The sequence below is a fragment of the Jiangella sp. DSM 45060 genome, from assembly GCF_900105175.1.
GTDB lineage: Bacteria > Actinomycetota > Actinomycetes > Jiangellales > Jiangellaceae > Jiangella.
This window is the reverse complement of the sequence record NZ_LT629771.1, coordinates 5,399,489-5,421,710: the sequence shown is the minus strand read 5'-3', so window position 1 is coordinate 5,421,710 and position 22,222 is coordinate 5,399,489. Positions and strand designations below refer to the sequence as shown.

The 22,222-nt window shown below is 73.1% G+C and carries 17 protein-coding genes; 8 read left to right on the top strand and 9 right to left on the bottom strand.

From position 1 onward, the window contains the following. Positions 1-8: 8 nt before the first annotated feature. The 4 genes from BLU82_RS24055 to BLU82_RS24040 are packed head-to-tail and all read right to left on the bottom strand — an operon-like array spanning position 9 to position 3,373. Positions 9-1,844 (bottom strand): M91 family zinc metallopeptidase, encoded by a 1,836-nt coding sequence (locus BLU82_RS24055; RefSeq protein ID WP_092623534.1) that lies wholly within the window; start codon positions 1,842-1,844, stop codon positions 9-11. A 16-nt stretch (positions 1,845-1,860) separates the two neighbouring features. Then, positions 1,861-2,526, bottom strand: coding sequence for a hypothetical protein (locus BLU82_RS24050; protein WP_092623533.1), 666 nt, complete (start codon positions 2,524-2,526; stop codon positions 1,861-1,863). A 44-nt stretch (positions 2,527-2,570) separates the two neighbouring features. Beyond that, on the bottom strand, positions 2,571-2,864 hold the full coding sequence (locus BLU82_RS24045; protein WP_069115402.1) for a hypothetical protein: 294 nt from the start codon (positions 2,862-2,864) through the stop codon (positions 2,571-2,573). Positions 2,865-2,920: 56 nt separating this feature from the next. Next, positions 2,921-3,373 (bottom strand): YdeI/OmpD-associated family protein, encoded by a 453-nt coding sequence (locus BLU82_RS24040; RefSeq protein ID WP_092623532.1) that lies wholly within the window; start codon positions 3,371-3,373, stop codon positions 2,921-2,923. Between the two features lie 67 nt (positions 3,374-3,440). On the opposite strand from BLU82_RS24040, the gene BLU82_RS24035 reads away from it, so the two are divergent. From BLU82_RS24035 to BLU82_RS24020, 4 genes are all read left to right on the top strand, one after another. Then, on the top strand, positions 3,441-4,064 hold the full coding sequence (locus tag BLU82_RS24035; RefSeq protein WP_092623531.1) for an ATP-binding cassette domain-containing protein: 624 nt from the start codon (positions 3,441-3,443) through the stop codon (positions 4,062-4,064). After that, complete coding sequence (locus BLU82_RS24030) at positions 4,061-5,350, top strand: hypothetical protein (RefSeq protein WP_092623530.1); 1,290 nt, start codon at positions 4,061-4,063, stop codon at positions 5,348-5,350. The genes BLU82_RS24035 and BLU82_RS24030 overlap by 4 nt, the downstream gene beginning before the upstream one ends. Before the next feature lie 144 nt (positions 5,351-5,494). Beyond that, entirely contained in the window at positions 5,495-11,008 is a 5,514-nt protein-coding gene (locus tag BLU82_RS24025; RefSeq protein ID WP_231947575.1) for a carboxyl transferase domain-containing protein, read from the top strand. Positions 11,009-11,061: 53 nt separating this feature from the next. Then, positions 11,062-12,825 (top strand): CapA family protein, encoded by a 1,764-nt coding sequence (locus BLU82_RS24020; protein ID WP_197682426.1) that lies wholly within the window; start codon positions 11,062-11,064, stop codon positions 12,823-12,825. On the opposite strand, the gene BLU82_RS24015 is transcribed toward BLU82_RS24020, so the two are convergent. From BLU82_RS24015 to BLU82_RS34405, 5 genes are read right to left on the bottom strand one after another with little or no spacing between them, the layout of a single operon-like run. Further along, on the bottom strand, positions 12,822-13,190 hold the full coding sequence (locus tag BLU82_RS24015; protein ID WP_157741224.1) for a J domain-containing protein: 369 nt from the start codon (positions 13,188-13,190) through the stop codon (positions 12,822-12,824). The genes BLU82_RS24020 and BLU82_RS24015 overlap by 4 nt on opposite strands. Positions 13,191-13,241: 51 nt before the next feature. Beyond that, complete coding sequence (locus BLU82_RS24010; RefSeq protein WP_092623527.1) at positions 13,242-14,144, bottom strand: hypothetical protein; 903 nt, start codon at positions 14,142-14,144, stop codon at positions 13,242-13,244. After that, positions 14,141-14,923: an IclR family transcriptional regulator gene (locus tag BLU82_RS24005; protein ID WP_092623526.1), complete on the bottom strand. Its 783-nt coding sequence runs from the start codon at positions 14,921-14,923 to the stop codon at positions 14,141-14,143. The genes BLU82_RS24010 and BLU82_RS24005 overlap by 4 nt, the downstream gene beginning before the upstream one ends. Continuing rightward, on the bottom strand, positions 14,920-15,756 hold the full coding sequence (locus BLU82_RS34410; RefSeq protein ID WP_157741223.1) for an NAD(P)-dependent oxidoreductase: 837 nt from the start codon (positions 15,754-15,756) through the stop codon (positions 14,920-14,922). Before BLU82_RS34410 ends, BLU82_RS24005 begins: the two co-directional genes overlap by 4 nt. Further along, positions 15,753-17,684 (bottom strand): DUF6259 domain-containing protein, encoded by a 1,932-nt coding sequence (locus BLU82_RS34405; protein WP_157741222.1) that lies wholly within the window; start codon positions 17,682-17,684, stop codon positions 15,753-15,755. The genes BLU82_RS34410 and BLU82_RS34405 overlap by 4 nt, the downstream gene beginning before the upstream one ends. Positions 17,685-17,830: 146 nt before the next feature. Between BLU82_RS34405 and BLU82_RS23995 the strand changes: the two genes are divergently transcribed. The 4 genes from BLU82_RS23995 to BLU82_RS23980 are packed head-to-tail and all read left to right on the top strand — an operon-like array spanning position 17,831 to position 22,218. Beyond that, a complete protein-coding gene (locus BLU82_RS23995) occupies positions 17,831-19,135 on the top strand; it encodes an enolase C-terminal domain-like protein (RefSeq protein ID WP_197682425.1) in 1,305 nt (434 codons plus the stop codon). Positions 19,136-19,163: 28 nt separating this feature from the next. Next, positions 19,164-20,474 carry an ABC transporter substrate-binding protein gene (locus BLU82_RS23990; protein WP_092623523.1) on the top strand — a complete coding sequence of 437 codons (1,311 nt, stop codon included), beginning with the start codon at positions 19,164-19,166 and terminating at the stop codon, positions 20,472-20,474. Next, entirely contained in the window at positions 20,471-21,400 is a 930-nt protein-coding gene (locus tag BLU82_RS23985; RefSeq protein ID WP_197682424.1) for a carbohydrate ABC transporter permease, read from the top strand. Before BLU82_RS23990 ends, BLU82_RS23985 begins: the two co-directional genes overlap by 4 nt. Continuing rightward, positions 21,397-22,218: a carbohydrate ABC transporter permease gene (locus tag BLU82_RS23980; protein ID WP_092623522.1), complete on the top strand. Its 822-nt coding sequence runs from the start codon at positions 21,397-21,399 to the stop codon at positions 22,216-22,218. The genes BLU82_RS23985 and BLU82_RS23980 overlap by 4 nt, the downstream gene beginning before the upstream one ends. Positions 22,219-22,222 lie beyond the last annotated feature (4 nt).

Sequence of the window (22,222 nt, the reverse complement as noted above, 5' to 3'; positions counted from 1 at the left end):
TGCCGGGGTCAGTACTTGTTGCGGTTGGGCAGCCCGAGCTCCTCGCGGAAGCCGTTCTCGGTGTAGTCGAAGTCGTAGTCGGGGTCGATCTCTTCCTCGGTGTTGCCGTCGCCGTCGTGGTCCCATTCCAGGCCGACGTTCTGGCGCTCGATCAGCGGCGTGCCGTCGGAGTAGTCCTTGCCGTCGAACTGGTCGCTCTCGCCGCTGCGGTACTGGTTGATGTGGCCGAGCTCGTGGAAGAAGAACACCGACGGCGGGGTGATGTCGTAGTCCTCGGTGTAGCCCATGTCGTAGCCGGGCGAGGTGTGGTTGACGTCCAGCTCGACGCGGAAGTCGTCGCCGGAGTAGGAGGCGCTGTTGTTGCCGCCCGGGTGCTCGGCGATGGTGACCTTGTCCTTGCCGAAGCCGAGGAAGCCGGAGTCGTCGTAGTGCTCGCCCATGCGGTCGAGCATCTTCTGGCCGGTCGGGCTGGACGCCATCATGTGGAGGTCGGCGAGCACGCGGTCCTTGAACTCCTGCGAGCCGCCCACCTCGAACTGCATCCAGCGCAGGTACTCCTCCTCGGACGGGATCTCGACGACGACGACGGTCTCGCCGCCGGGCGAGACGTCGCCCTCCTCCATGTAGACGGTGTCGTTGCCGAACTCGCCGTCGATGGTGTCCTTGCCGCCGCCGGCGTAGATGGTGTCGTTGGCGTTGCCGCCGAAGATGCGGTCGTCGCCGTAGCCGCCGGAGATGGTGTCGTGGTGGTCGCCGCCGAAGATGCGGTCGTCGCCCGTGGCGCCCTCGAGGTAGTCGCGTCCGTCGCCGCCGACGATGACGTCGTTGCCGTCCATGCCGTAGATGACGTCGTCGCCGAGCCGGCCGGCCAGGACGTCGTTGCCGGCGCCGCCGTCGACGTAGTCGTCGTCGCGGCCGCCGCTGACGAAGTCGTCGCCGGTGCCGGTCTCGATGGTGTCGATGCCGTCGCCGCCGAACGCCTCGACGTCGCCACTGGAGCCCTGCGTGTTGACGGTGTCGTCGCCGGCGCCGGTGGCGAACCGCACGTGCACCTCGGTGCCGCGCGGCACGAGGATCTCGTCGTTGCCCTGGCCGGTGTTGATGACGACCTCTTCGCCGGCCGCGATGCGCTGGGTGGTGGAGACGCCGGCGGCGTCGGTGATGGTCACGATCGTCTCGCCGGTGTTGGGGTCGACGTTCACCACGACCTTGTCGTTGCCGTCGCCCGTGGTGATGACGGTGGTGCCGTCGAGGGAGGTGGTCTGCACGCCGTAGGTGGTGCCGGTGGGGATGGTCCAGCCCGGGTCGGTGCCGTCGGCGGCGTCGGACCACGCCTCCGCCAGCGCGTAGAGGTCGCGGCCCAGTTCGAGCAGCGTGGCGTCGCGGGTGCGCATCAGCGCGATGGCGTCGTCGACGATGCCCTGGGCGGTGTCGAACTCGGTCTGGACGTGGCTGAGATCGTCGTCGTCGTCGTTCCACGGGGTGAACGTGACCATGCCGTCCTTGCGCTCCGCGGACTTCAGCCCGGCCGCCGCCCGGGCGAAGCTGGCGTCGAGGTCGTCCTGGGCGTCGCGCACGTCGGTCTTGAGCTGGCCGAGGAGGTCGGCGATGCCGCCGTAGGCGTCGGACGCGTCGCCGAGGACCGTGGCGACCTTCGTGGCGTGCGCGAAGTAGCTGTCGGCCATCGAGCACTCCCAGTTGAGGCGCAGTTCGGCCTCGCGGTTGCGCTGGTTGGTGGCCTCGGTGCCGAAATCAGTCGCGAGCGTGCGCCAGGCCTGCTGGGCGGTGTCGAGGAACGAGGTGTCGGCCTGGAGGTCCCAGACGTCGGGGTGCGTGACGGTCATCGTTGGCCTCCGGTGCTCAGGAGCCGGCGCCGAGGGCGTCGGGCGGGAGGTCGGCGGGGGTCGAGCAGACGAGCCTGCGGTCGGGGGTGTGGTCGGCCATGGTCGGCTCGCCGGTCTCACCGGGGTCGGGGGCGACCTGGACGCAGAACGACCAGGACGTGGCGTCGTCGGGGAGGGTGCTCGGTCCGGGCACCTCGAAGGTGCCGGAGTCGGGGGCGATGCGCCGCAGCGGCGTCAGGGCGAAGGCGCGGCCGGTGACGGTCTCGCCGGGCTCGAGCCGCACCGCCGGCGCCCGGTACGCGGTACCGGTGTCGCCGCCCGTGGTGGCGAACACCTCTTTGGTGACGAGGATCTGCCCGGCGTCGTCGGCGTACACCCAGCTGGACTCGTCGGTGTCGGGCAGCGGGACGTCGACCTCCGGCGTGATGTCGGCCGGCCGCCGCTGCACCACGAGGACGGGGACGTCGGCGTTGTTGGTGACGGTGTAGTCGGCGACCAGGCCGGACGTGCCCGGCGGGTACTCGGGCCCGGTGGGCGCGCCGACACCCAGCTGGGCGTCGAGGGCGACGTCGAGCTCGGCGGCCGGCGCCGTCGTCTGCTCGCCGGCGGGGTCGTCGTCGCCGCCACAGCCGGCCAGGGCCGTCACGGCGACCGCCGCCGTGAGCGCTCGCCCCAGGCGCATCGCGGGTCCTCTCGTCGTCGCAGCGTCGTCGTCACTTCGACGCGTCACGGCTTCCTGCGGTTCAGGACCTCGTCGATGTCGCGGGAGGCGCGCTGGATATTCTCGCCGTCGGACTCGAGGACGGCGCTGAGGTTCTCGATCAGCCGCGCGGAGGAGTAGATGGCCGTGCTGTAGCTCTCGTGGATCATCACCCCGACCGTCGCCTGGCCGAGCGACCCGCGGTCGAACGTGCTCTGCTCGCCCACGCCGGCGCCGGACTCGGTGAGATCGCGCGACGAGGTCATCATGCGGTTGCCGACGTCGTTGAGGGTTTCAGGGTTGGCCTTGACCTTGCTCATGACATCGTCCCCCGCGTCACTGTCGATGTGTCACGTTTCGACGATCTTAGCCTGTGCTAGCGACGCGTCCGGCGGTCCGCGAGCGCCTCGACGCTCTGCTCGACCCGGCGCTGACGGGTCTCGGGCTTCTTGGCCTGTTCGACCCACTCCGTGTAGCCGCGCTGCTGGCTCGGGGTGAGCCCGGCGAAGAACGCCTGCGCCTCGGGTGCGGCGGCGAGCGCCGCCCTCAGGTCGTCGGGGACGGAAACCGGCGCGGGCGCGGTCGCGAGCTCGATCTCGACGTCGAGGCGGTCGCCGGCGGCGACACCGGCGGCGTCGCGGACGGCCGCGCTGACCGGGATCATGACCTGGCCTGACATCGTGCCCAGAGCGATCTGGAACGTGTGGCCGTTGAGCGTGACGTCGACGCGTGGCCGGCGGCCGCCGCCCAGGCCCTCGACGACGTGCTCGGGCACGGGGATGCCGGTGGCCGTCTTCCCGTTGAGCCGCACTTCGGCGTCGAACCGCATCAGTAGTGCCTCCGCTCTCACACCAGGACGGCACGGTAGCGCACCGTGACCTATCGTCGTCGGTGAGATGAACCCAGGACTGCGGGCCACCGGACTACGCAAGGCGTACCGCGACCTCGTCGTGTTCGACGGCATGGAGCTGGAGGTGCCTGGCGGTGGCATCCTCGCCCTGACCGGCTCGAACGGCACCGGGAAGTCGACCCTGCTGGAGTGCCTGGCCGGCGCCGCGCCGCTGGACGCGGGGGTGATCGAGGTCGGCGGGGAGCGGTCCGAGCCGTCGTCGGTGCGGCACTGGCGTGCGGTGTTCGGCATCCTCGACGACTTCACCTGGCTGCCCGACCTCACGGTGGCCGACCACCTGATGCTGATGGCGCCGGGGCCGGCGCCCGCGGAGGTCGAGGCGGCGCTGGACGCCTTCGGGGTGGCCGCGCTGGGCCGGCGGATGCCCGACTCCCTCAGCTCCGGGCAGCGCCGCCGGGCCGCGCTGGCGGCGGCGCGGGTGCGGCCGTGGCGGGTGCTGCTGCTGGACGAACCGGAGCAGCACCTCGACGCGGCGGGGGTCGAGACGCTGGCGGACGAGCTGACGGCGCTGGCGACGCCCGACCGGTGCGTCGTGCTGGCCAGCCACTCCGGCGCGCTCGTCGAGCGGCTCGGCTGCGCCGTTCTGGATCTCACACCGGACCGGGCGTGAGGCCCCGCTCCAGGGGCGATTGGTACGAGGTCGTCCTCGGCGCCGCGCTGGCCGCGATGGTCCTGTACGCCCTCGGCAACAGCGGCGTGCCGCGGCTGCTCACCGACGCCGAGGAGCGGGGGCACTCGGCGGTCTGGGTCGCCGTCGCCCTGCTCGGGTTCGTCCTCAGCGCCTGGACGGCCGGCTGGTCGTTCGCCGGGCCGGTGGCGGTGACGGCGGCCCGGCTGCACTGGCTGGCCTGGCGAGAGCCGGACGTCGCGATCCGCGCGGCGCGACGGCGGGCGCTGCTGGTCTCGGCGGTGGCCGGCGCCGTCGTCGCGGTGACGGCGGGCCTGGCGCTGAGCGCCGCGGAGCTGCCGTCCGTCGTCCCGGCGGTGGCGGTGTGGACGGTGCTGCAACTGCTCCTGCTGGCGGCCGTCCAGCTGCAGCGGCGCGACCTCGACCGGACGGCCCGCCTGCTCCCGGTCGCGTTCGGCGCGGCCGCCGTGGTCGTCGCCGCGGCCGAGGCGTGGGGCGCCGTGGCGGCGACGGTGACGGCGTGCGGCGCCGCGGCAGCCGGTGCGGCCGCCGTCGCGACCGGGGGCGGGACGGCTCGCCGCCGCGACACCGTCGCCGAGCTGACGCCGCGCTGGCAGCTGCACCGCGCGGCCCGGCGCCGGTGGGCGGTCGTCGCGGGCATCACGCTGATGGACGGCGACGTCATCCGGATCGTCCGCAACCGCGACGCCAAGGCCTCCAAGCGAGCGCTGCCGGTGGCCGTGTTCCGCGGGCCGCGGCCGGTCGGCCTGGCCGTCACGGCGTTCCTGCGCGGCCTGCCGGCGGGGCTGACGATCGGCGCCGTCGCCGTGGTGGTCGCGTTCGCCGCGCACGAGATCCTGGGGCTCGTCCCGGCGCTCGTCGTCATCGTGCTGGCAGAGCTGGTCGTCACCCGCGTCACCGCCCGCGCCGCGGAGGCGTGGCTGGCCTCGCCCGCGCTGCCGCGCGTTTGGGGCGTGAGCGGCGCCGGCCCCGCCGCCGCGCTGGCCGCGCCCGCCGTCGTCGTCTGCGCGGTCATCGCCGCGACGGTGACGGCCGGGCTGTCGCTGCCGGCACAGGCCGGGCTGGTGCTCGCCGCGCTGCCGGTGGCCGTCGTCCTGCGCCGGCGGACCGCGCGCCGGCCCGACACCGGCCTGACGGTCATCGCGACGCCGATGGGTGCCGTCTCCGTCCAGGCCGTCGACCGCGTCATCGCGGGCCCGGACGTCGCGTTCGTCGCGCTGCTGGCCGTGCACTGGCTGAGCAGCTGAGGGCCGCGCGGGTTGTGGGGTTCGGACAACCCGCACCCCGAGACCTTGTATCCGGGGCGGCGGGATGGGGCGGCCTTCGCCTGACAAGGTCGAATGGTGCCAGACATCTCCCGTATCGCGATCGTCAACCGGGGAGAGGCCGCGATGCGGCTCATCCACGCCGTCCGGGACCTCAACGCCCGCTCCGGACCCGCGGACGACGCTACGCCGGTGCGGACGATCGCGCTGCACACCGACGTCGACGCGACGGCGGCGTTCGTCCGGGAGGCGGACGAGGCGTACCTGCTGGGCCCGGCCGCTCGCCGGCCCTACCTGGACCTCGCCCGGCTGGAGCAGGCGCTGACCGACGTCCGGGCCGACGCGGTCTGGGTCGGCTGGGGCTTCGTCGCCGAGGACCCGAACTTCGCCGAGCTGTGCGAGAAGCTCGGCATCACGTTCATCGGGCCGAGCGCGGAGGCGATGCGCCGCCTCGGCGACAAGATCGGCTCCAAGCTGATCGCCGAGGAGGTCGGCGTCCCGGTCGCGCCGTGGAGCCGCGGCGGCGTCGACACCCTCGACGACGCGCTGGCCGCGGCCGAGCGGATCGGCTACCCGCTGATGCTGAAGGCCAGCGCCGGTGGTGGCGGCCGCGGCATCCGCAAGATCACGTCGCCGGCCGAGCTGACCGAGGCGTACCAGCGCACCCGCGACGAGGCCGAGCGCGCGTTCGGCAGCGGCGTCGTCTTCCTGGAGCGGCTGGTCACCGGCGCCCGGCACGTCGAGGTGCAGGTCATCGCGGACGGTCAGGGCACGGCGTGGGCGGTCGGCGTCCGCGACTGCTCGATCCAGCGCCGCAACCAGAAGGTGATCGAGGAGTCCGCGTCGCCGCTGCTGCCGCCGGACGGCGTCGCCGAGGTGAAGGCCGCGGCCGAGCGGCTGGCGATCGCCGTCGGGTACGCCGGGGCGGGCACGGTCGAGTTCCTCTACCACCCGGGTGAGCGGTCGTTCGCGTTTCTCGAGGTGAACACCCGGCTGCAGGTCGAGCACCCGATCACCGAGGAGGTGACCGGGCTGGACCTCGTCCGGCTGCAGCTGCAGATCGCCGCCGGGACGCCGCTGACGGGCGAGCGTCCGGCCGAGCGCGGGCACGCCGTCGAGGCGCGGCTGAACGCCGAGGACCCGGACCGCGACTTCGCGCCGGCGCCGGGCCGGATCAGCCGGCTGGAGTTCCCCACGGGCCCGGGCATCCGGGTCGACACCGGCGTCGCCGAGGGCGACACCATCCCGGCCGACTTCGACTCGATGATCGCCAAGATCATCGCCTACGGCGCCGACCGGGCCGAGGCGCTGGCCCGGCTGCGGCGCGCGCTGACCGAGACCACTGTGGTGATCGAGGGCGGCGCCACCAACAAGAGCTTCGCCCTGGACCTGCTCGACCAGCCCGAGGTGACCGGCCCGTTCGACGCGGACGGCGGGGTCGTCGGCGCGCCGGGCGTGGTCTGCGCGGACACCGGCTGGATCGACCGCGTCCGGGCCGAGGGCCGGCTGGTGTCGCGGCGGCACGCCGGGGTGGCGCTGGTCGCGGCCGCGATCGAGGCGTACGAGGAGGCCGAGCGGGTCGAGGTGGCCCGGTTCCTGGAGACGGCCCGCGGCGGCCGGCCGCAGACCCAGCACGAGCCCGGCCAGCTGATCGAGCTCGAGCTGCGCGGCGTCCGGTCGACGCTGACGGTGCGGCAGAGCGCGGCCGACGCGTACCTGGTCGGGCTGGTCGACGCGGACGGCGTCGAGCAGCTGGTCGAGGCGCGGCTGGACCGGCTGGACGCGGTGCACGGCCGCCTGCACGTCGGCGAGCACACGTTCCGGCTGGTGACGGCGGTCCATCCGCCGGTGCACCTGGTCGAGGTCGACGGCGTCACGCACCGCATCAGCCGCGACGAGGGCGGCATGCTGCGCGCCCCGGCGCCTGCCCTGGTCGTCGCGACACCCGTCGCCGTCGGTGACGAGGTCGCGGCGGGTCAGCCGGTGCTGGTCCTGGAGTCGATGAAGATGGAGACGGTGCTGCCCGCGCCGTTCGCCGGCCGGGTCCGCGAGCTGGTGGTCCGCGCCGGGAGCCAGGTCGAGACCGGCGCGCCGCTGGCCCGGCTGGAGCCGATCGGCGAGCCGTCCGCGGCGCCGGCGGACGACCAGCGCTCCGGCGACGACCCGGCCGCCGAGGTGGCCGCGCTGCGCCCCGTCCACACCGAGCGGACCCAGGCCATCGCGGCGCTGAACCGGCTGCGCGGCCTGCTGATGGGCTTCGACGTCGACCCCGAGCAGCGGCGCGCGGCCATCGCCGACCATCTGCGGCTACGCGACCACCTCGCCGACGACCGGCCCGGCGTGGTGCGCGCCGAGATGCGGCTGCTGTGGCTGTTCACCGACTTCGCCGAGCTCAGCCGCAACCGGCCGGCCCGCGACGAGGGCAACACCGAGCTGCGCGTGCACAGCACCCGCGAGCACTTCCACACCTTCCTGCAGTCGCTGGACCCCGAGCGCGGCGGGTTGCCCGAGCAGTTCCGCGAGCGGCTGCTGCGCGTGCTGCGCCACTACGGCGTCACCGACCTCGAGCGCACGCCGGAGCTGGCGGAGGCGCTGTTCCGGATCTTCCTGGCCCAGCAGCACACCGAGACCGACGTCGAGATCGCCACGTCGATCCTGCAGGTGTGGCTGGCCGAGCCGCGGCCGGCGACCGGGCTGGCCCGGGCTGCGCGGGGCGAGCTGGAGCGGCTGGTGCGGGCCACCCAGCTGCGCTTCCCGGTGGTCGGCGACCTCGCGCGGTCGATCCGGTTCCGCTGGTTCGACCAGCCGCTGGTCGACGCCGAGCGCCGGCAGGTGCTGGACGGCGTCGCGGCCGAGGTCAGCGCGCTGGCGGCCGCCGACGCGCCGGACCGGGAGCGGCGGATCGAGGCGCTGGCGCAGATCCCGGAGCAGCTGGTCGGCTTCCTCCGCGACCGGATGTTCGAGCGGTTCCCCGCGGCGGAGCCGCTGCTGGAGGTGCTGATCCGCCGGCACTACCGCGAGTACGCGATGCACGACCTCACCGTGACGGAGGTGGCCGGGCGACCCGTCGTCGCCGCCGAGTTCCACTCCGAGGAGCACGGGTCGACCCGGGTGATCTCCACCATCGCCGACATCGACGAACTGTCGGCGGACGGCGACCTGGCGGCGGGGATCGACGCCGCGCTGGCCGGCGACCACGAGAACGTCGTCGAGATCTACCTGCGCTGGCGCGGCATGCCGGAGGACCCGCAGGAGACGTCGGACCGGCTGAACGAGCTGATCGCCGCTCAGTCGTACGCGGCCCGGGCCCGCCGCGTCTCGGTGGCGGCCTGCCCGGAGCCGGACCGCGCCGTCGACTACTTCACCTTCCGCCGGGTGCCCGGCGCCGCGGAGTTCGCGCTGGCCGAGGACGACCTCGTCCGCGGCATGCACCCGATGGTGGGCCGCCGGCTGAACCTGTGGCGGCTGACCGACTTCGACGTGACCCGGCTGGAGGCGCCGGGCGACGTGATCCTCTACGAGGCGGTCGCCAAGACCAACCCCGCGGACCGGCGGCTGGTCGCCTGCGCCCAGGTGCGGCAGCTGGCGGTGGTCCGCGACGAGACCGGCCGGGTCATCGGCCTGCCGCACGCCGAGCGGGCGGTCGAGCAGTGCCTCGAGGCGATCCGCCGGGTCCGCACCGCACGGGGCCGCGCGGGCGCCCGGCTGGACCAGAACCACGTCTGGGTCACCGTCTGGCCGGTGGTCGAGGCCGACGTCGAGCAATTGGCCGCGCTGCAGGCCAAGATCACGCCGCTGAGCGAGGGCGCCGGGCTGGAGGAGGTGCTGGCCCAGGGCCGCATCGCCGCTCCGGACGGCACCGTGCACCCGATCTCGATCCGGTTCCACGCCCAGCCCGGCGCCGGCACCGTCGCCGACATCATCGCGCCGCCGACGACACCGCTGGCGCCGCTGGACGACTACGCCGGCAAGGTGCTGCGGGCCCGCCGCCGCGGCCTGGTGTACCCGTACGAGCTGGAGTCGGTGCTGGCCGGCGCGGGCACGCTGACCGAGCTGGACCTGAACGAGGACGGCGCGCTGGTCGAGGTGGACCGGCCGCGCGGGCGCAACACCGCCGGGATCATCGTCGCGAAGGTCACGACGCCGACGCCGCTCTACCCCGAGGGCGTCACCCGCATCGTGCTCTGCGGCGACCCGACGAAGTCGCTCGGCGCGCTGGCCGAGGCCGAGTGCGCACGGGTCATCGCGGCGCTCGACCTCGCCGAGGAGCTGGGCGTGCCGCTGGAGTGGTTCGCGCTGTCCGCGGGCGCCCGGGTGGCGATGGACTCCGGCACCGAGAACATGGACTGGGTGGCGGCGGCGCTGCGGCGCATCGTCGAGTTCACCCAGCGCGGCGGCGAGATCAACGTCGTGGTGGCCGGCATCAACGTCGGCGCGCAGCCGTACTGGAACGCCGAGGCGACCATGCTCATGCACACCCGCGGCGTGCTGATCATGACCCCGGACTCGGCGATGGTGCTGACCGGCAAGCAGACGCTGGACTTCTCCGGAAGCGTGTCGGCCGAGGACAACTTCGGCATCGGCGGCTACGACCGCGTCATGGGCCCGAACGGGCAGGCCCAGTACTGGGTGCCGAACCTGGCCGAGGCGCTCGGTGTGCTGATGGCGCACTACGAGCAGACGTACGTGCTGCCGGGCGAGGCCGGGCCGCGGGCCGCCGTCAGCACCGACCCCGACGACCGCGACATCTCCTCGTACCCGCACGGCGGCGAGTTCGGCACCGTCGGCGACGTGTTCTCCGCGGCCGCGAACCCGGACCGGAAGAAGCCGTTCGACATCCGGACGGTGCTGCGCGCCGTCGCCGACGCCGACGCGCCGCTGCGCGAGCGGTGGGCCGGGATGGCCGACGCCGAGACGGCGGTCGTCACCGACACGAGGCTCGGCGGGCACTCCGTCAGCCTGATCGGGATCGAGTCCAAGCCGGTGCCGCGGCGCGGCTTCCCGCCCACCGACGGGCCGGACACGTACACCGCGGGCACGCTGTTCCCGCGGTCGTCGAAGAAGATCGCCCGGGCCATCAACGCCGCGTCCGGCAACCGGCCGCTGGTGGTGCTGGCGAACCTGTCCGGGTTCGACGGCTCGCCGGAGTCGATGCGCAACCTGCAGCTGGAGTACGGCGCGGAGATCGGCCGGGCGGTGGTCAACTTCCAGGGCCCGATCGTGTTCTGCGTGATCTCCCGCTACCACGGCGGCGCGTTCGTGGTGTTCTCGAAGCGGCTCAACCCTCGGATGACCGTGCTGGCGCTGGAGGGCTCGTACGCCTCGGTGCTCGGCGGCGCGCCCGCCGCGGCGGTCGTGTTCGCGGCCGAGGTCGAGAAGCGGGCCGCGGCCGACCCTGCGGTGGGCGCCCTGGAGCGCAAGATCGGCGAGGCCACGAACGGTGAGCGCGCCCCGCTGCTGGTCGAGCTGGCCGAACTGCGGGCGGCGCTGCGGGCGGAGAAGATCTCCGAGGTCGCGGCCGAGTTCGACCGCGTCCACGACATCCGCCGGGCGGTCGAGGTCGGCTCGGTCGACGAGGTGGTCTCGGTCGCGCAGCTGCGGCCGAAGATCATCGCCGCGATCCGGCGAGGTCTGGCGTAGATCCGGCCGCGACATCTCAGAATCTTCTGAGATGTCGCTCTTAAGATCGGGATATGCCGAATCGCCGGCTCGTTCTCGTGGCGGTCCTCGCCGCGGCCGGGGTTCTCGCCGGTGTGCCGCTGCCCGACACACCCGCCGAGCCGGTCGCGGCGACGGGCGCGCCCGAGCCGCCAGTCGTGGCGCCGTCGCCCGAGGCCACCGCCTCGCCCACCCCTGACCCGGTGGCCGACGACGAGACGCTGCGGCTGGCCTTCGCCGGCGACGTCCACTTCGAGGGCGCCTACTCCGACGTCCCGGCGGCGGCCGACGCCACGCTCGGGCCGATGTCCGACGTCCTGCGCGCCGCCGACCTCGCGATGGTCAACCTCGAGTCGGCCGTGACGACACGGGGCGAACCGGCCGCGAAGGAACTGGAGGTCGCGTCGAACCGGTTCTGGTTCCGCACCCCGCCCAGCGCGCTCGACGTACTCGCCCGCTCCGGGGTCGACGTCGTGTCCGTCGCGAACAACCACGGCGCCGACTACGGCGCGGTGGGCGTGGCCGACACCGTCGCCGCGGGCGAGACCGGCGCCGTCCCGGTCGTCGGCGCGGGCCGCACCGACCGGCAGGCGTTCGCGCCGCACCGGGTGCGCGTCAAGGGCACCGACATCGCCGTCCACGCCGCCGACGCCTCACCCCTCGAGAGCGCCGACCCCACCTGGGCGGCCGCGCCCGGCACCGGGCCCGGGCTGGCCTCGGCCCGCGGTGACGGCGCGGCGGTGCTGGCCGAGGCGGTGCGCGCGTCGGCAGCGAAGAACGACCTCGTGATCGTCTACCTGCATTGGGGCGAGGAGTACAACGCTTGCCCGGTCGAGCCGCAGCAGAGCCTCGCGTCGAAGCTGGCGGCGGCCGGAGCGGACATCGTCGTCGGCGCGCACGCGCACACGCCGTCGGGCGCCGGGCTGCTGGGAGACACCTACGTCGCGTACGGGCTCGGGAACTTCCACTGGTACCACGGCCGGACCACGGAGTCGGGCGTGCTGCTGCTGAACGTCCGCGACGGCAAGATCGTCGGCGACGAGTGGCGGCCCGGCGCCATCCCGCCCGAGGGTGGCGGCCCGGTGCAGCTCGGCGGCAGCGCCGCCACCGCCGCCGTCCGCGCCTGGCACGAGCTGCGCGGCTGCACCGGCCTCGGGGCCGGGCCCGGCCCCGACGCGGCGGCAGCGGCCCCGCCGCCCGACGGCGCCGCGCCGGACCTGCCCACGTTCACGTCGTCGATCGAGCCGGTCGGCCCGTCGGTGAGTCTCGCCATGCGCAACCACGACCCCGTCGCCTGCCCGGTCCCGCTGACCGACCTGCGCTACGTCACCGTCACCCATGTCGGGTTCGACGGCCGCGCGCGCCGTGGCGAGCTGGTCGTGCACGCCGACGTCGCCGACGGCGTCGTCGACGTGTTCGCCGAGCTGTACGCCGCGCGGTTCCCGATCGAGCGGATGCTGCTGGTCGACGAGTACGGCGGCGACGACGACCGGTCGATGGCGGCCAACAACACGTCCGCCTACAACTGCCGCCGGGTGGCCGGCCAGACGACGTGGTCCAACCACGCCTACGGGCGGGCCATCGACATCAACCCGGTGCAGAACCCCTACGTCGTCGACGGTGACGTCCGCCCGGCCGCCGCCCTCCCGTACCTCGACGTCGACCGTAGCGCGGGCGCCCCGCCCGTCCCCGGCGTCATCCAGGACGGCGGCGTGGTGCGCGAGGCCTTCGAGCGGGCCGGCTGGGAGTGGGGCGGCCTGTTCTCCGACCCCGACTACCAGCACTTCAGTACGTCTTAGGGGACCACGACCAGCACGAGTGCGAGCAGGATGTGCGGGACCGTGATGAAGGCGACGAAGGTCAGGACGATCAGTGGCAGGGCGCTCGAGTCGGACCCCTTCCGCGTCGGCCGGGCGGACGGCCCGGCCGGGCGCGGCTGAGGCGCCGGGCGGGGGTGCGGCCGCGGCGCGGACGGCGCCGGGGTCGCCGGGCCGGTGGGCGGCGGTGTGAGCAGCGCGTCACGGGCGGCGACCAGCCGCCGGAAGGCGTGCGCGTCGCCGCCGGTGTCGGGGTGGCCGCCGCGGCGGACCTCGCGGCGGAACGCCTGCGTCACCTGCTGCGGGGTCGCGCCCCGCCGCACGCCGAGTACTTGGTGCGGGTCCATACCCATACGACGCCTGGGAGCGGCCATCTGTGACATCGAGGGTTCCGCTGCCTACGTCACCCGCAGCTCCCACCATCCGGCGCCGGCCTGGCCCGGGCGCAGCCGCAGCAGGTCGTGGCCCGTGGCGAGGGCGTTCGGCGGGCAGGTCTGCGGCTCGACGGCCAGCCCGCGGCGGCGGTGACGCGCATCGGGAAGGTCTCCGGTGAAGACCTGCACCCAGCCGAACGCGTCCGAGAACTCGACCAGCAGGGTGAACCGCGCCGGATCGGTCACTCGAACGGTGGCGCGGCCGGCCGTGCGCCGCAGTGCGCCGAACGCGCGGCTGAACGACGCCGTGCCGATGGGCCGGGGCGACCGGTAGTCGAACTCGGTGCCGCCGGTCCGCAGCAACCGGGTGGGCAGTGCGGTGGCGGGGTCGACGTCGAGGACGGTGTGGGCCGGCACCTCCAGGATCCAGTCGTCGAGGACGGACGGGCCGGGCAGCAGATAGGGGTGGAACCCGAGGCCGAACGGCGCCTCGCCGTCTCCGAGGTTGCGCCATCGCGCCTGGCACCGCAGCTTGCTGGAGGTCGCGCGGTAGCTGACCGAGAGGCCGACGTGGAACGGGTAGCCCGGCTCGTCGCGCAGTTCGAGGCGCAACGACACCTCATCCGGTGTGTGGCGGTCGACGGTCCATGGGCGGTCGTAGGCGAAGCCGTGGATCGCGTGGCCGTAGGCCGCGTCGTTGATCGGCAGCTGGTGCGGGGCGCCGTCGAACTCGTAGCGGCCCCGGCCCGTCCGGTTCGGCCAGGGGGCGAGTACGGCGCCGTGGTGGCCCAGGTCGGGCGCGACCCGGCCGGGACCGCTGAGGACGGGGTGGCCGCCGGACTCGGCGTGGACCAGCGTCGCGCCCGTCGTGTCGACGGTGGCGTGCAGCGGTCCGCGGCCGATCTGGAGCGATCGGCCGCCGGTCACGCGATGAACTCCTCACCCGGGCGGATCCCGAAGGCGGCCCGGGAGATCCGCCCCGCCGTGGCACGGGCCTCGCGGCCGAGGTCGGGGATGCGCTCGTTCATCCGGTACTTCGGACCGTAGATGGACACCGCCGCGAGCGGCTCGCCGTTGCGGTCGAGAGCGAGTGCGGCGATCCGTTCGACGTCGTCGCTGCGCGGGATCCAGACGAACCCGCGCGCGCGGGCGAGCTCGATCTCGCGTGACCAGCCGTCGCGGTCGAGGCGCACCTCGGGGTGCTCGACCGGCGCCTCCCGCAGCTCGTCGATGATCCGGTGCTGTTCGGAGACCGGGAGCGCGAACAGGATCGCCCGCCCGGCCGCCGTGGCGTAGAGCGGCGCCGTGTTGCCCACGTGCGGGACCATGCGGAAAGGATGCTCCGGGTCGAGCTGGTCGATGCTGACGGTGAAATTGCCCTCGCGGATGGTCAGGATGACGGTCTCGTTGACGCGGCCGAGCAGTTCGGCGAGGTGCGGCCGGGCGATCTCGCTGAGGTTGTACTGCTGCCGGAAGCCCTTCGACAGGCTCAGGATACGACCGGTGAGCACGATCTTGCGGTTCTCGAGACGGGCCAGGAAGCCGAGGTCCGCCAGGGTGGTGACGAGCCGCGACACCGAGCTCTTGTCGGCGCCGGTGAGCTCCGCGATCTCGGTGACGGTGAGACCGCTGCGGCTCTCGGCCACCGCCTCGAGGATCCGCACGCCGCGGACGAGGGCGCGGTGCCGGCCATCGTCCACGGTCATCTCCTCGGCGTCGGTTGCGGCGTGGCGACGTCGTCGCGCAGGCCGGAGAGCGGGACCAGGTCGTCGAGCCCGCCGACGGAGTGGACGGCGTCGCGGAATGGCGGCACCAGCTCGAAGGCATCGTACTCGGGCTCGAAGCCGAGGTCGTGACTCGCCTTGTACATCGGCAGTCGCGTGAAGGTGTTGCCGCTGACGGCGTTGTAGATCTCGAAGCCGATGCCCTCGGCGTCGATGACCCGCCGCATCAGCCGGTACAGATCCGCGGGCGCGCAGAAGTCGCGCAGCTTCCAGCCCGAGCCCGGCTCGTCCAGATCGCCCGGCTCCTGGAAGGCCCCGATGCGCAAGGCGACGAACGACAGCCCTTCGGTGCTCGCGGCGAAGTTGCCGAGTGCCTCACCGAAGCATTTCGACACGCCGTACAGGTCGCCGGGGCGCACCGGATCGGTCTCGCGGATCTGGGCGCCGGCCGGGTAACCGGACACGGCGTGGACCGACGACGCGTAGACGACCCGGCGGCAGCCGGCGGCGACCGCGGCCGCGACGACGTTGTAGGTGCCGACGATGTTCGCCGGCAGCAGTTGCGACCACACAGCGGATGGACGGCGTTCGCCGCCGAGGTGGACGACGGTGTCGATGCCGTGGAACGCATCCTTGACCGCGGCGAGGTCGGTGAGATCGGCCTCGACGATCCGTCCGAACTCCGTGTGGCCGCCGGTGAACCGTCCCGGCAGGTCGAGGAGCGTCAGGTCGTAGGCGTCCGCCGCCGACTCGGCGAAACCGGTGCCGATCGTCCCGGCGCCGCCGGTGACGAGGACCGGGCGCTGTCCGGTCACCGGGCGGTCACCCCGGCCACGGCGACGGCGACCTCGTGCGGCGCGACCACGCCGCCGTCCCACTCGGCGGGACCGTCGCCGCGGTTCCAGGCCACGTCCAGCGCCGCGTCGTCCAGGCGGTAGCGCACGTGCAGGACGGGGCCGTCGCCGGCGACGAGCTCGAAGACGCCCCCGGCGAAGAACGGGCGGTGCGCCCGGCGCAGCTCGATCAACCGCCCCAGCCGCTGCGCGTAGGCCGGCACCGTGCCGACCGTGGCCCGGCAGCGGTGGATGGCGACGTCGAAGGTCAGGTTGTGGACGAAGGCGTAGTTCAGCTGGTCCTCCCAGCCGGGGCGCTCGTCGTGCAGCAGCCGGTTGCTGACGACGGGCTCGGGATAGACCGTGCGGAAGAGGGCGGGGAACGCCTCGGGCTCGTCCTGGAAGGCGAAGCCCCAGCCGTGGTGGAAGTTCAGCGCGGGGATCATGCAGTCGGACATCCCTTCCGAGCCGACGCTCGCCGCCCCGGCGGCGTCCCTGATGGTCTCCAGGGTCTGCCGGCGGAAGCGGGCTTCGTCACCGGTGCGTGGCCCGTGCTCGTGGCTTGCGTCGTAGCACGGCCAGGCGGCCAGGTGGTAGGCCGTCTGGTCGAAGAAGATCGACGCGGTGCCGAGCGAGCCGTGCGTCTCGGCGACGCCCGCCATGGTCCGGCGCCACTCGGGCGCGCCGTGGCAGGCGATGACGAACGATCCGGCGGAGAAGTGGCGCAGCGTGCGCGACTCGCCGGCGAAAGCGTAGCCGGCCACGTGTTCCAGGCCGCGCTCGTCCTTCTTGCTCACCGACCGCGCGTGCTCGGCCGCGTAACCGGTGGTGCGGTCGATCAGGTTGCCGTTGGCGTAGAGCGAGATGAAGCCGCCGCGGGCGCGGATCTCGCGGATCGCCTCCTCCAGCGCCGACCGGCCGCCGAGTTCGTCGTCGGGCTCGTAGACCGGATAGCCGCGGTCGAAGCCGCCGCGCCACCAGCCGAACAGCAGGATGCCGTCGAGGCCGTGCCGGCGGCCCTCCTCGAACACGTCGACGAGGTCGGCGTAGCGGAACCGCACCTCGCCGAACTGATGACGCATGATGATGCGCTGCCAGCCCTCGATCGGCTCGGTGTCCGGATGCGGCCCGGTGTACCAGTGCTCCGCCCAGGCGCGGTAGCGGGCGGCGCCGTCTCTCCAGCCGGGTAGCAGCGCCACCACGACCGGGCCGGCGCGGAACTCGTCCCGGCCGGAGGGCGTCACCGCGCTCATCCAGAGCTCGCCTTCGCTGCCGCGCGGCGGGACACCGGCGCACAGCAGGACCGAGCCGAACTCCGGGTCGTGCCGGCCCAGGTAGAGGAAGCCGTCGCCGGTCTCGAGGCCCTGCCACGGCATGGTCAGGTCGCCGGGATAGGCGACGGACTCCAAGACGCCGGCGCCGTCGTCGTTCATGTATTCGGTGTGCGCCCGGTAGAGCCGCGTGCGCGGCTCGGGGATGCGGCGGCCCAGTCCTTGGGCGCGGTAGAGGACTTCGTCCGCGTCGTGGCCGGCGGCCAGCTCGATGACTGGGAGCGCCGTCTCGCGGACGAGGACGCCGTCGCCCGCGCGACCACGCGCCTCGAAGCGGAGCTCGCCGCCGTCACCGTCCACCTGGAGCTCCAGGGCGAGCTCGAGGTCCGCGCCGCACGCGGCCCGCACCGTGGCGTAGGCGATCTCGACGCCGTGCGGGCCGGCGGTCACGCGACCGCGCTGCTCCTCCGAGTGGACGGCGCAGTCGCGGTGTTCGCCGTGCTGGACCGAGAGCGTCCAGAACCGGCCCCGCGGTGCGGTGCGCAGGTCGCCGGCCGAGAGCGAGGCCCGGCCGGCGTTCTCGTCGATGTGGAAGGTGAGGGGCCCGCCGGTCACGCGGTGGCCGTCCGTAGATGCCATGGCGGGGATGCTAGGTGTCGCGATGCGGTCACAGCAATTGAGATGTCATGACGGCAACAACGTGGGCTGTAGTTGGTCTATTGGCAACATGTTTGGCGCATTGGAAATCCTTGTCTACGGTGAGCCCACTCAGCCGAGGAGGAGATGTGAGCCACGCCACGACGCCGGCCGGCGACGCCGTTCACGGCCGCCGGCGCATCGCTCCGGGCTACGTGCCCGACGAGCGAACCGCGCCTGCCCCGTGGGACGACGACGGCGTCCGGATCGCCGGCATCGAGGTCGTCGTCACCGCGCCCGACGGCGTCAACCTCGTGGTCGTGCGGGTGCGCACCACCGTCGACGGCCTGGTCGGGCTCGGCTGCGCCACGTTCACTCAACGCGCCCTCGCCGTGGCCACGGCGCTGGAGACCTACCTCGCCCCGCTGGTCACCGGCCGCTCGGTGCACGACATCACCGACCTCTGGCACACCGCGAACCTGAGCGGCTACTGGCGCGGCGGTCCGGTGCTGCACAGTGCGCTCGCCGGCCTGGACCTCGCGCTCTGGGACATCAAGGGCAAGCTCGCCGGGCAGCCGGTATGGCAGCTGCTCGGCGGCCGGGTGCGGACGGTGGCCGACGCGTACGCCCATGCGTCGGGCCGCGACGTCGAGGAGCTCGCCGACCAGATCGAGGACTGCGTCGAGGCCGGCTACCGGTACGTGCGCTGCCAGGTCACCGTGCCCGGCACGTCCACCTACGGCGCCGCCCAGCAGGACCGGCGGCACACCTCGTGGGATCCCGACGCCTACGTCCGCTTCCTCCCCGGCGTCGTCGAGACGCTGGTGGCGCGCTACGGCGACCGCGTGCGGTTCCTGCACGACGTGCACGAGCGCCTCGCACCTCGCGACGCGATCCGGCTGCTGCGCGCGCTGGAGCCGTACGACCTGCTGTTCGTCGAGGACCCGGTGGCACCGGAGGACCTCGGCTGGCTGGCCGAGGTGCGCCGCAGCACCACCGTCCCGATCGCGTTCGGCGAGCTGCTGAGCAGCATGCGCGACTACGTCGACATCGTCGGGCCGCGGCTGGTCGACTACGTCCGCTGCCACGTCTCGGCGCTCGGCGGCATCACGCCGGCGTGGCGGCTGGCCGGGCTGGCCGAGCTGCACGGCGTGCGCACGGCATGGCACGGCCCACGCGACGTGTCGCCGGTCGGGCACGCCGCCAACCTGGCCATGGACATCGCGTCGCCGGCCTTCGGCATCCACGAGCACTTCGAGTTCTCCGACGCGGCGCGCGAGATCTTCCCCGGCACACCCGTGTCCGTCGACGGCGCGATCGCGCCGAGCGACGCGCCGGGCCTCGGCGTCGACCTCGACGACACGCGTGCGCGGGAGTACCCGCCCGTGTCGCCGTCCGTGAACTGGCACTACAGCCGCGTGCGCCGTCGCGACGGCGCGGTGCAACGTCCCTGAACCCCACGTGAGAGAGGAACGTGTCGCAATGAAGCGTCCGACCACCTTGGCCGCCGTGGTGACGGCGGTGTTCCTGCTGGCCGCCTGCGGGACCGGCGGCACGGCCCGGCAGCAGCCCGATGAGCAGGAGGACGTGAGCACCGAGATCACCAGCGATCCGGTCACCCTCACGGTGTCGTACGCCAGCGACCCGCCGATCACGCCGCTCGTCGACGGCTTCACGCAGGCACACCCGAACGTCACGATCGAGCTGGTGCAGACCCCGTTCGCCGACTACCAGACCAGCCTCAAGCTGTCGCTCGCGTCGGACGACGCCCCCGACATCGTGCAGTACAGCCCGGGCCCGATGCGCTCCATCGTGCCGGCCGGTCTGGTCGAGCCGCTCGACACGTACGCCGAGGCCTACGGCTGGCGCGATCGCCTCCCGAGCTCCGTGCTGGACATCCTCGCGTCGAACGAGGAGGCCACGCAGTACGGCACCGGCAACCTCTACGCGATGCCCGGGGCCATCCAGCTGGTCGGCGTCTTCTACAACAAGAGCGTCACCGCGGCCGCCGGCGTCACCGACGAGCCCGCCACTCTGGCCGAGTTCGAGGACGACCTCGCGGCCGTCGGGGCGAGCGGCGTGACGCCGCTGAGCCTGCCCGCGCTCGGGATCGGCGGCTTCCAGCTGTGGAGTTCGCTGGCCAACGTCCTCGCCGACCTCGAGACCTTCAACGCGTGGGTGTACGGCGAGCCCGGGGCCACGCTCGCGGACGATGACGGGTTCGTCGAGGCGGCGGAGAAGGTGAAGGCGTGGGCCGACGCCGGCTACTTCGCCGACGGCGCGGCGGCCGTCGCCGACGCCGACGCGATCGCCGAGTTCACCGCCGGCGAGACCGCCTACTTCGTCACCGGCAACTGGAACGCCAAGGCGTTCGCCGATGCTCTCGGCGACGACGCCGGCTTCTTCCTGCTGCCCGGCCCGGACGCAGGCCAGCCGGCCGTCGCGATGGGGTCGGCGTTCCCGTACTCGATCTCCGCCGCGTCGGAGCACAAGGACGTCGCGGCCGCCTTCCTCGACTACATCTCCAGCGCCGAGGCCGCGCCCGGCGTGGCCGAGAGCGGGTTCGTGCCGGTCACCGCGGCGCCGGACGCCGCGACCGGCCTCGGCGGCACCGTCCAGGCCGCGTACGAGGAGGTGACCGCCGCCGGCGGCGTCGCACCGTTCGCGAACTGGGCCACGAGTTCGATGATCGACTCCCTGACCGCCGGCATGCAGGGCGTCATCGGCGGGACGGTCGCCCCCGCGGACTTCGTCGCGTCCCTGCAGGACGACTGGGAGCGCAACCACTCGTGAGCACCGCGCTGACCGACGAGCGGCGAGACGTCGCCCGGCGCCGGCCGTCCGCCCCGCGGACCCGGCGCCGGGGCCGCCACCGCGCGTACCTGTACGTGCTGCCGGCCGCGGCCGTCTACGCGGCGTTCTCCCTCTGGCCCGGGCTCAACACCGTGTACTACTCGCTGCACCGGTGGGACGGGCTGAACCCGGCCGAGTGGACCGGCTTCGACAACTACGCCGAGGTCTTCACCGACCCCGACCTGTTCGGGTCGATCCTGCACAGCCTGGTCCTCGTGCTGTTCTTCGCGGCGGCGCCGATCATCGTCGGGCTGTTGCTGACCGGTCTGCTCATGGGCCGCGGCACCCGCGGGATGACCGCCTTCCGGGTCATCTACTTCCTGCCCCAGGTGGTCCCGCTGGTGGCCGTCGGCGTGACGTGGCGGTGGATCTACGCCGAGGACGGTGTGGTCAACCAGGCGTTGCGCGCGGCCGGGCTCGACGCGCTGGCGTCGCCCTGGCTGGCCCGCCACACGACGGCGCTGATCGCCATCGGCTTGATCGGCACGTGGTGCATGACCGGTCTGTGCATGATGCTGTTCGTCAGCGGCGCCCAGAAGATCGACGCCTCGCTGTACGAGGCCGCGGCCATGGACGGCGCCGGCGCGTTCCGCCGGTTCACCAGCGTGACGCTGCCAGGTCTGCGCGGCGAGATCTCCGTCGCGGCCGTCATCACCACGATCGCGGCGCTGGCGAGCTTCGACCTCATCTACGTCACCACGGGCGGTGGCCCCGAGAACGCCACGACGGTGCCCGGGCTGCTGGTCTACCGGCTGGCGTTCAGCTACGGCGAGGTCGGCGGGGCCGCCGCGCTCGCCGTCGTCCTCACCGTCCTCATCCTGGCGTTCGTCACCGCGATCCGCCGTCTCACCCGGGAGAAGGAATGACACCTCGGCTGCCCGTGCTGATCGCGCGCCACGCCGTGCTGGTCGCGTTCGCGGTGGTGTTCCTGACTCCGTTCGCCGGCATCGTCCTCGCCGCGTTCCAGGACGGCGCCGGCGCGGGCGGGTTCGCGCTGCCCGAGCACTGGACGCTCGACAACTTCGCCGAGGCGTGGGAGCAGGGTCACTTCGCCGACCTCATCCGGTCGAGCCTGATCATCGCCGTCCTCGTGGTGCCGGCGACGATCGTGCTGTCCACACTGGCCGGCTTCGGCCTGGCGGTCCTGCGTCCGGCCGGCCACCGCCGCATCACCGGCGCGTTCGTCGCGGGTCTCACGCTGCCGACCGAGCTCGTCGTCATCGCGCTCTACTACAACCTCGACGGCGTCGGCCTGACGAACAACTACCTGGGCATCGCGCTCGCCGAGATCGCGCTGTTCCTGCCGTTCGGCGTGTTCTGGATGCACACGCACTTCAGCACCGTGCCGCGCGAGCTGGTCGAGGCCGGCCGCATCGACGGCGCCGGCGACCTGCGGGTGCTCAAGGACCTGTTGCTGCCGATCTCGATCCCGGCGACCACGACGCTCGCGGTGCTGTTCTTCGTGTGGGCGTGGAACCAGTTCCTCATCGTGCTGGTGCTCATGCAGAGCCCCGGCCGCCGCACCGCGACGGCCGGGCTCGGCTACTTCGTGGGCGAGTTCTCCACCGACGTGCCGTTGCTCTCGGCGGCCTCGCTCATCGTCATCGCGCCGGTCGTAGTCGTGTACCTGATCTTCCAGCGCAGCTTCGTCAACGGCATCACGCAGGGGGCGATCAAGGGCTGACGTC

Bases quoted from the DNA above. Each gene is read 5' to 3' on its own strand.
- BLU82_RS23990 (WP_092623523.1), top strand. From the start codon at position 19,164: ATGAAGCGTCCGACCACCTTGGCCGCCGTGGTGACGGCGGTGTTCCTG.
- BLU82_RS23980 (WP_092623522.1), top strand. From the start codon at position 21,397: ATGACACCTCGGCTGCCCGTGCTGATCGCGCGCCACGCCGTGCTGGTC.
- BLU82_RS24005 (WP_092623526.1), bottom strand. From the start codon at position 14,923: ATGACCGTGGACGATGGCCGGCACCGCGCCCTCGTCCGCGGCGTGCGG.
- BLU82_RS24050 (WP_092623533.1), bottom strand. From the start codon at position 2,526: ATGCGCCTGGGGCGAGCGCTCACGGCGGCGGTCGCCGTGACGGCCCTG.
- BLU82_RS24035 (WP_092623531.1), top strand. From the start codon at position 3,441: ATGAACCCAGGACTGCGGGCCACCGGACTACGCAAGGCGTACCGCGAC.
- BLU82_RS24055 (WP_092623534.1), bottom strand. From the start codon at position 1,844: ATGACCGTCACGCACCCCGACGTCTGGGACCTCCAGGCCGACACCTCG.
- BLU82_RS34405 (WP_157741222.1), bottom strand. From the start codon at position 17,684: ATGGCATCTACGGACGGCCACCGCGTGACCGGCGGGCCCCTCACCTTC.
- BLU82_RS24025 (WP_231947575.1), top strand. From the start codon at position 5,495: ATGCGGCTCATCCACGCCGTCCGGGACCTCAACGCCCGCTCCGGACCC.
- BLU82_RS24015 (WP_157741224.1), bottom strand. From the start codon at position 13,190: ATGGACCCGCACCAAGTACTCGGCGTGCGGCGGGGCGCGACCCCGCAG.
- BLU82_RS24045 (WP_069115402.1), bottom strand. From the start codon at position 2,864: ATGAGCAAGGTCAAGGCCAACCCTGAAACCCTCAACGACGTCGGCAAC.
- BLU82_RS24020 (WP_197682426.1), top strand. From the start codon at position 11,062: ATGCCGAATCGCCGGCTCGTTCTCGTGGCGGTCCTCGCCGCGGCCGGG.
- BLU82_RS24040 (WP_092623532.1), bottom strand. From the start codon at position 3,373: ATGCGGTTCGACGCCGAAGTGCGGCTCAACGGGAAGACGGCCACCGGC.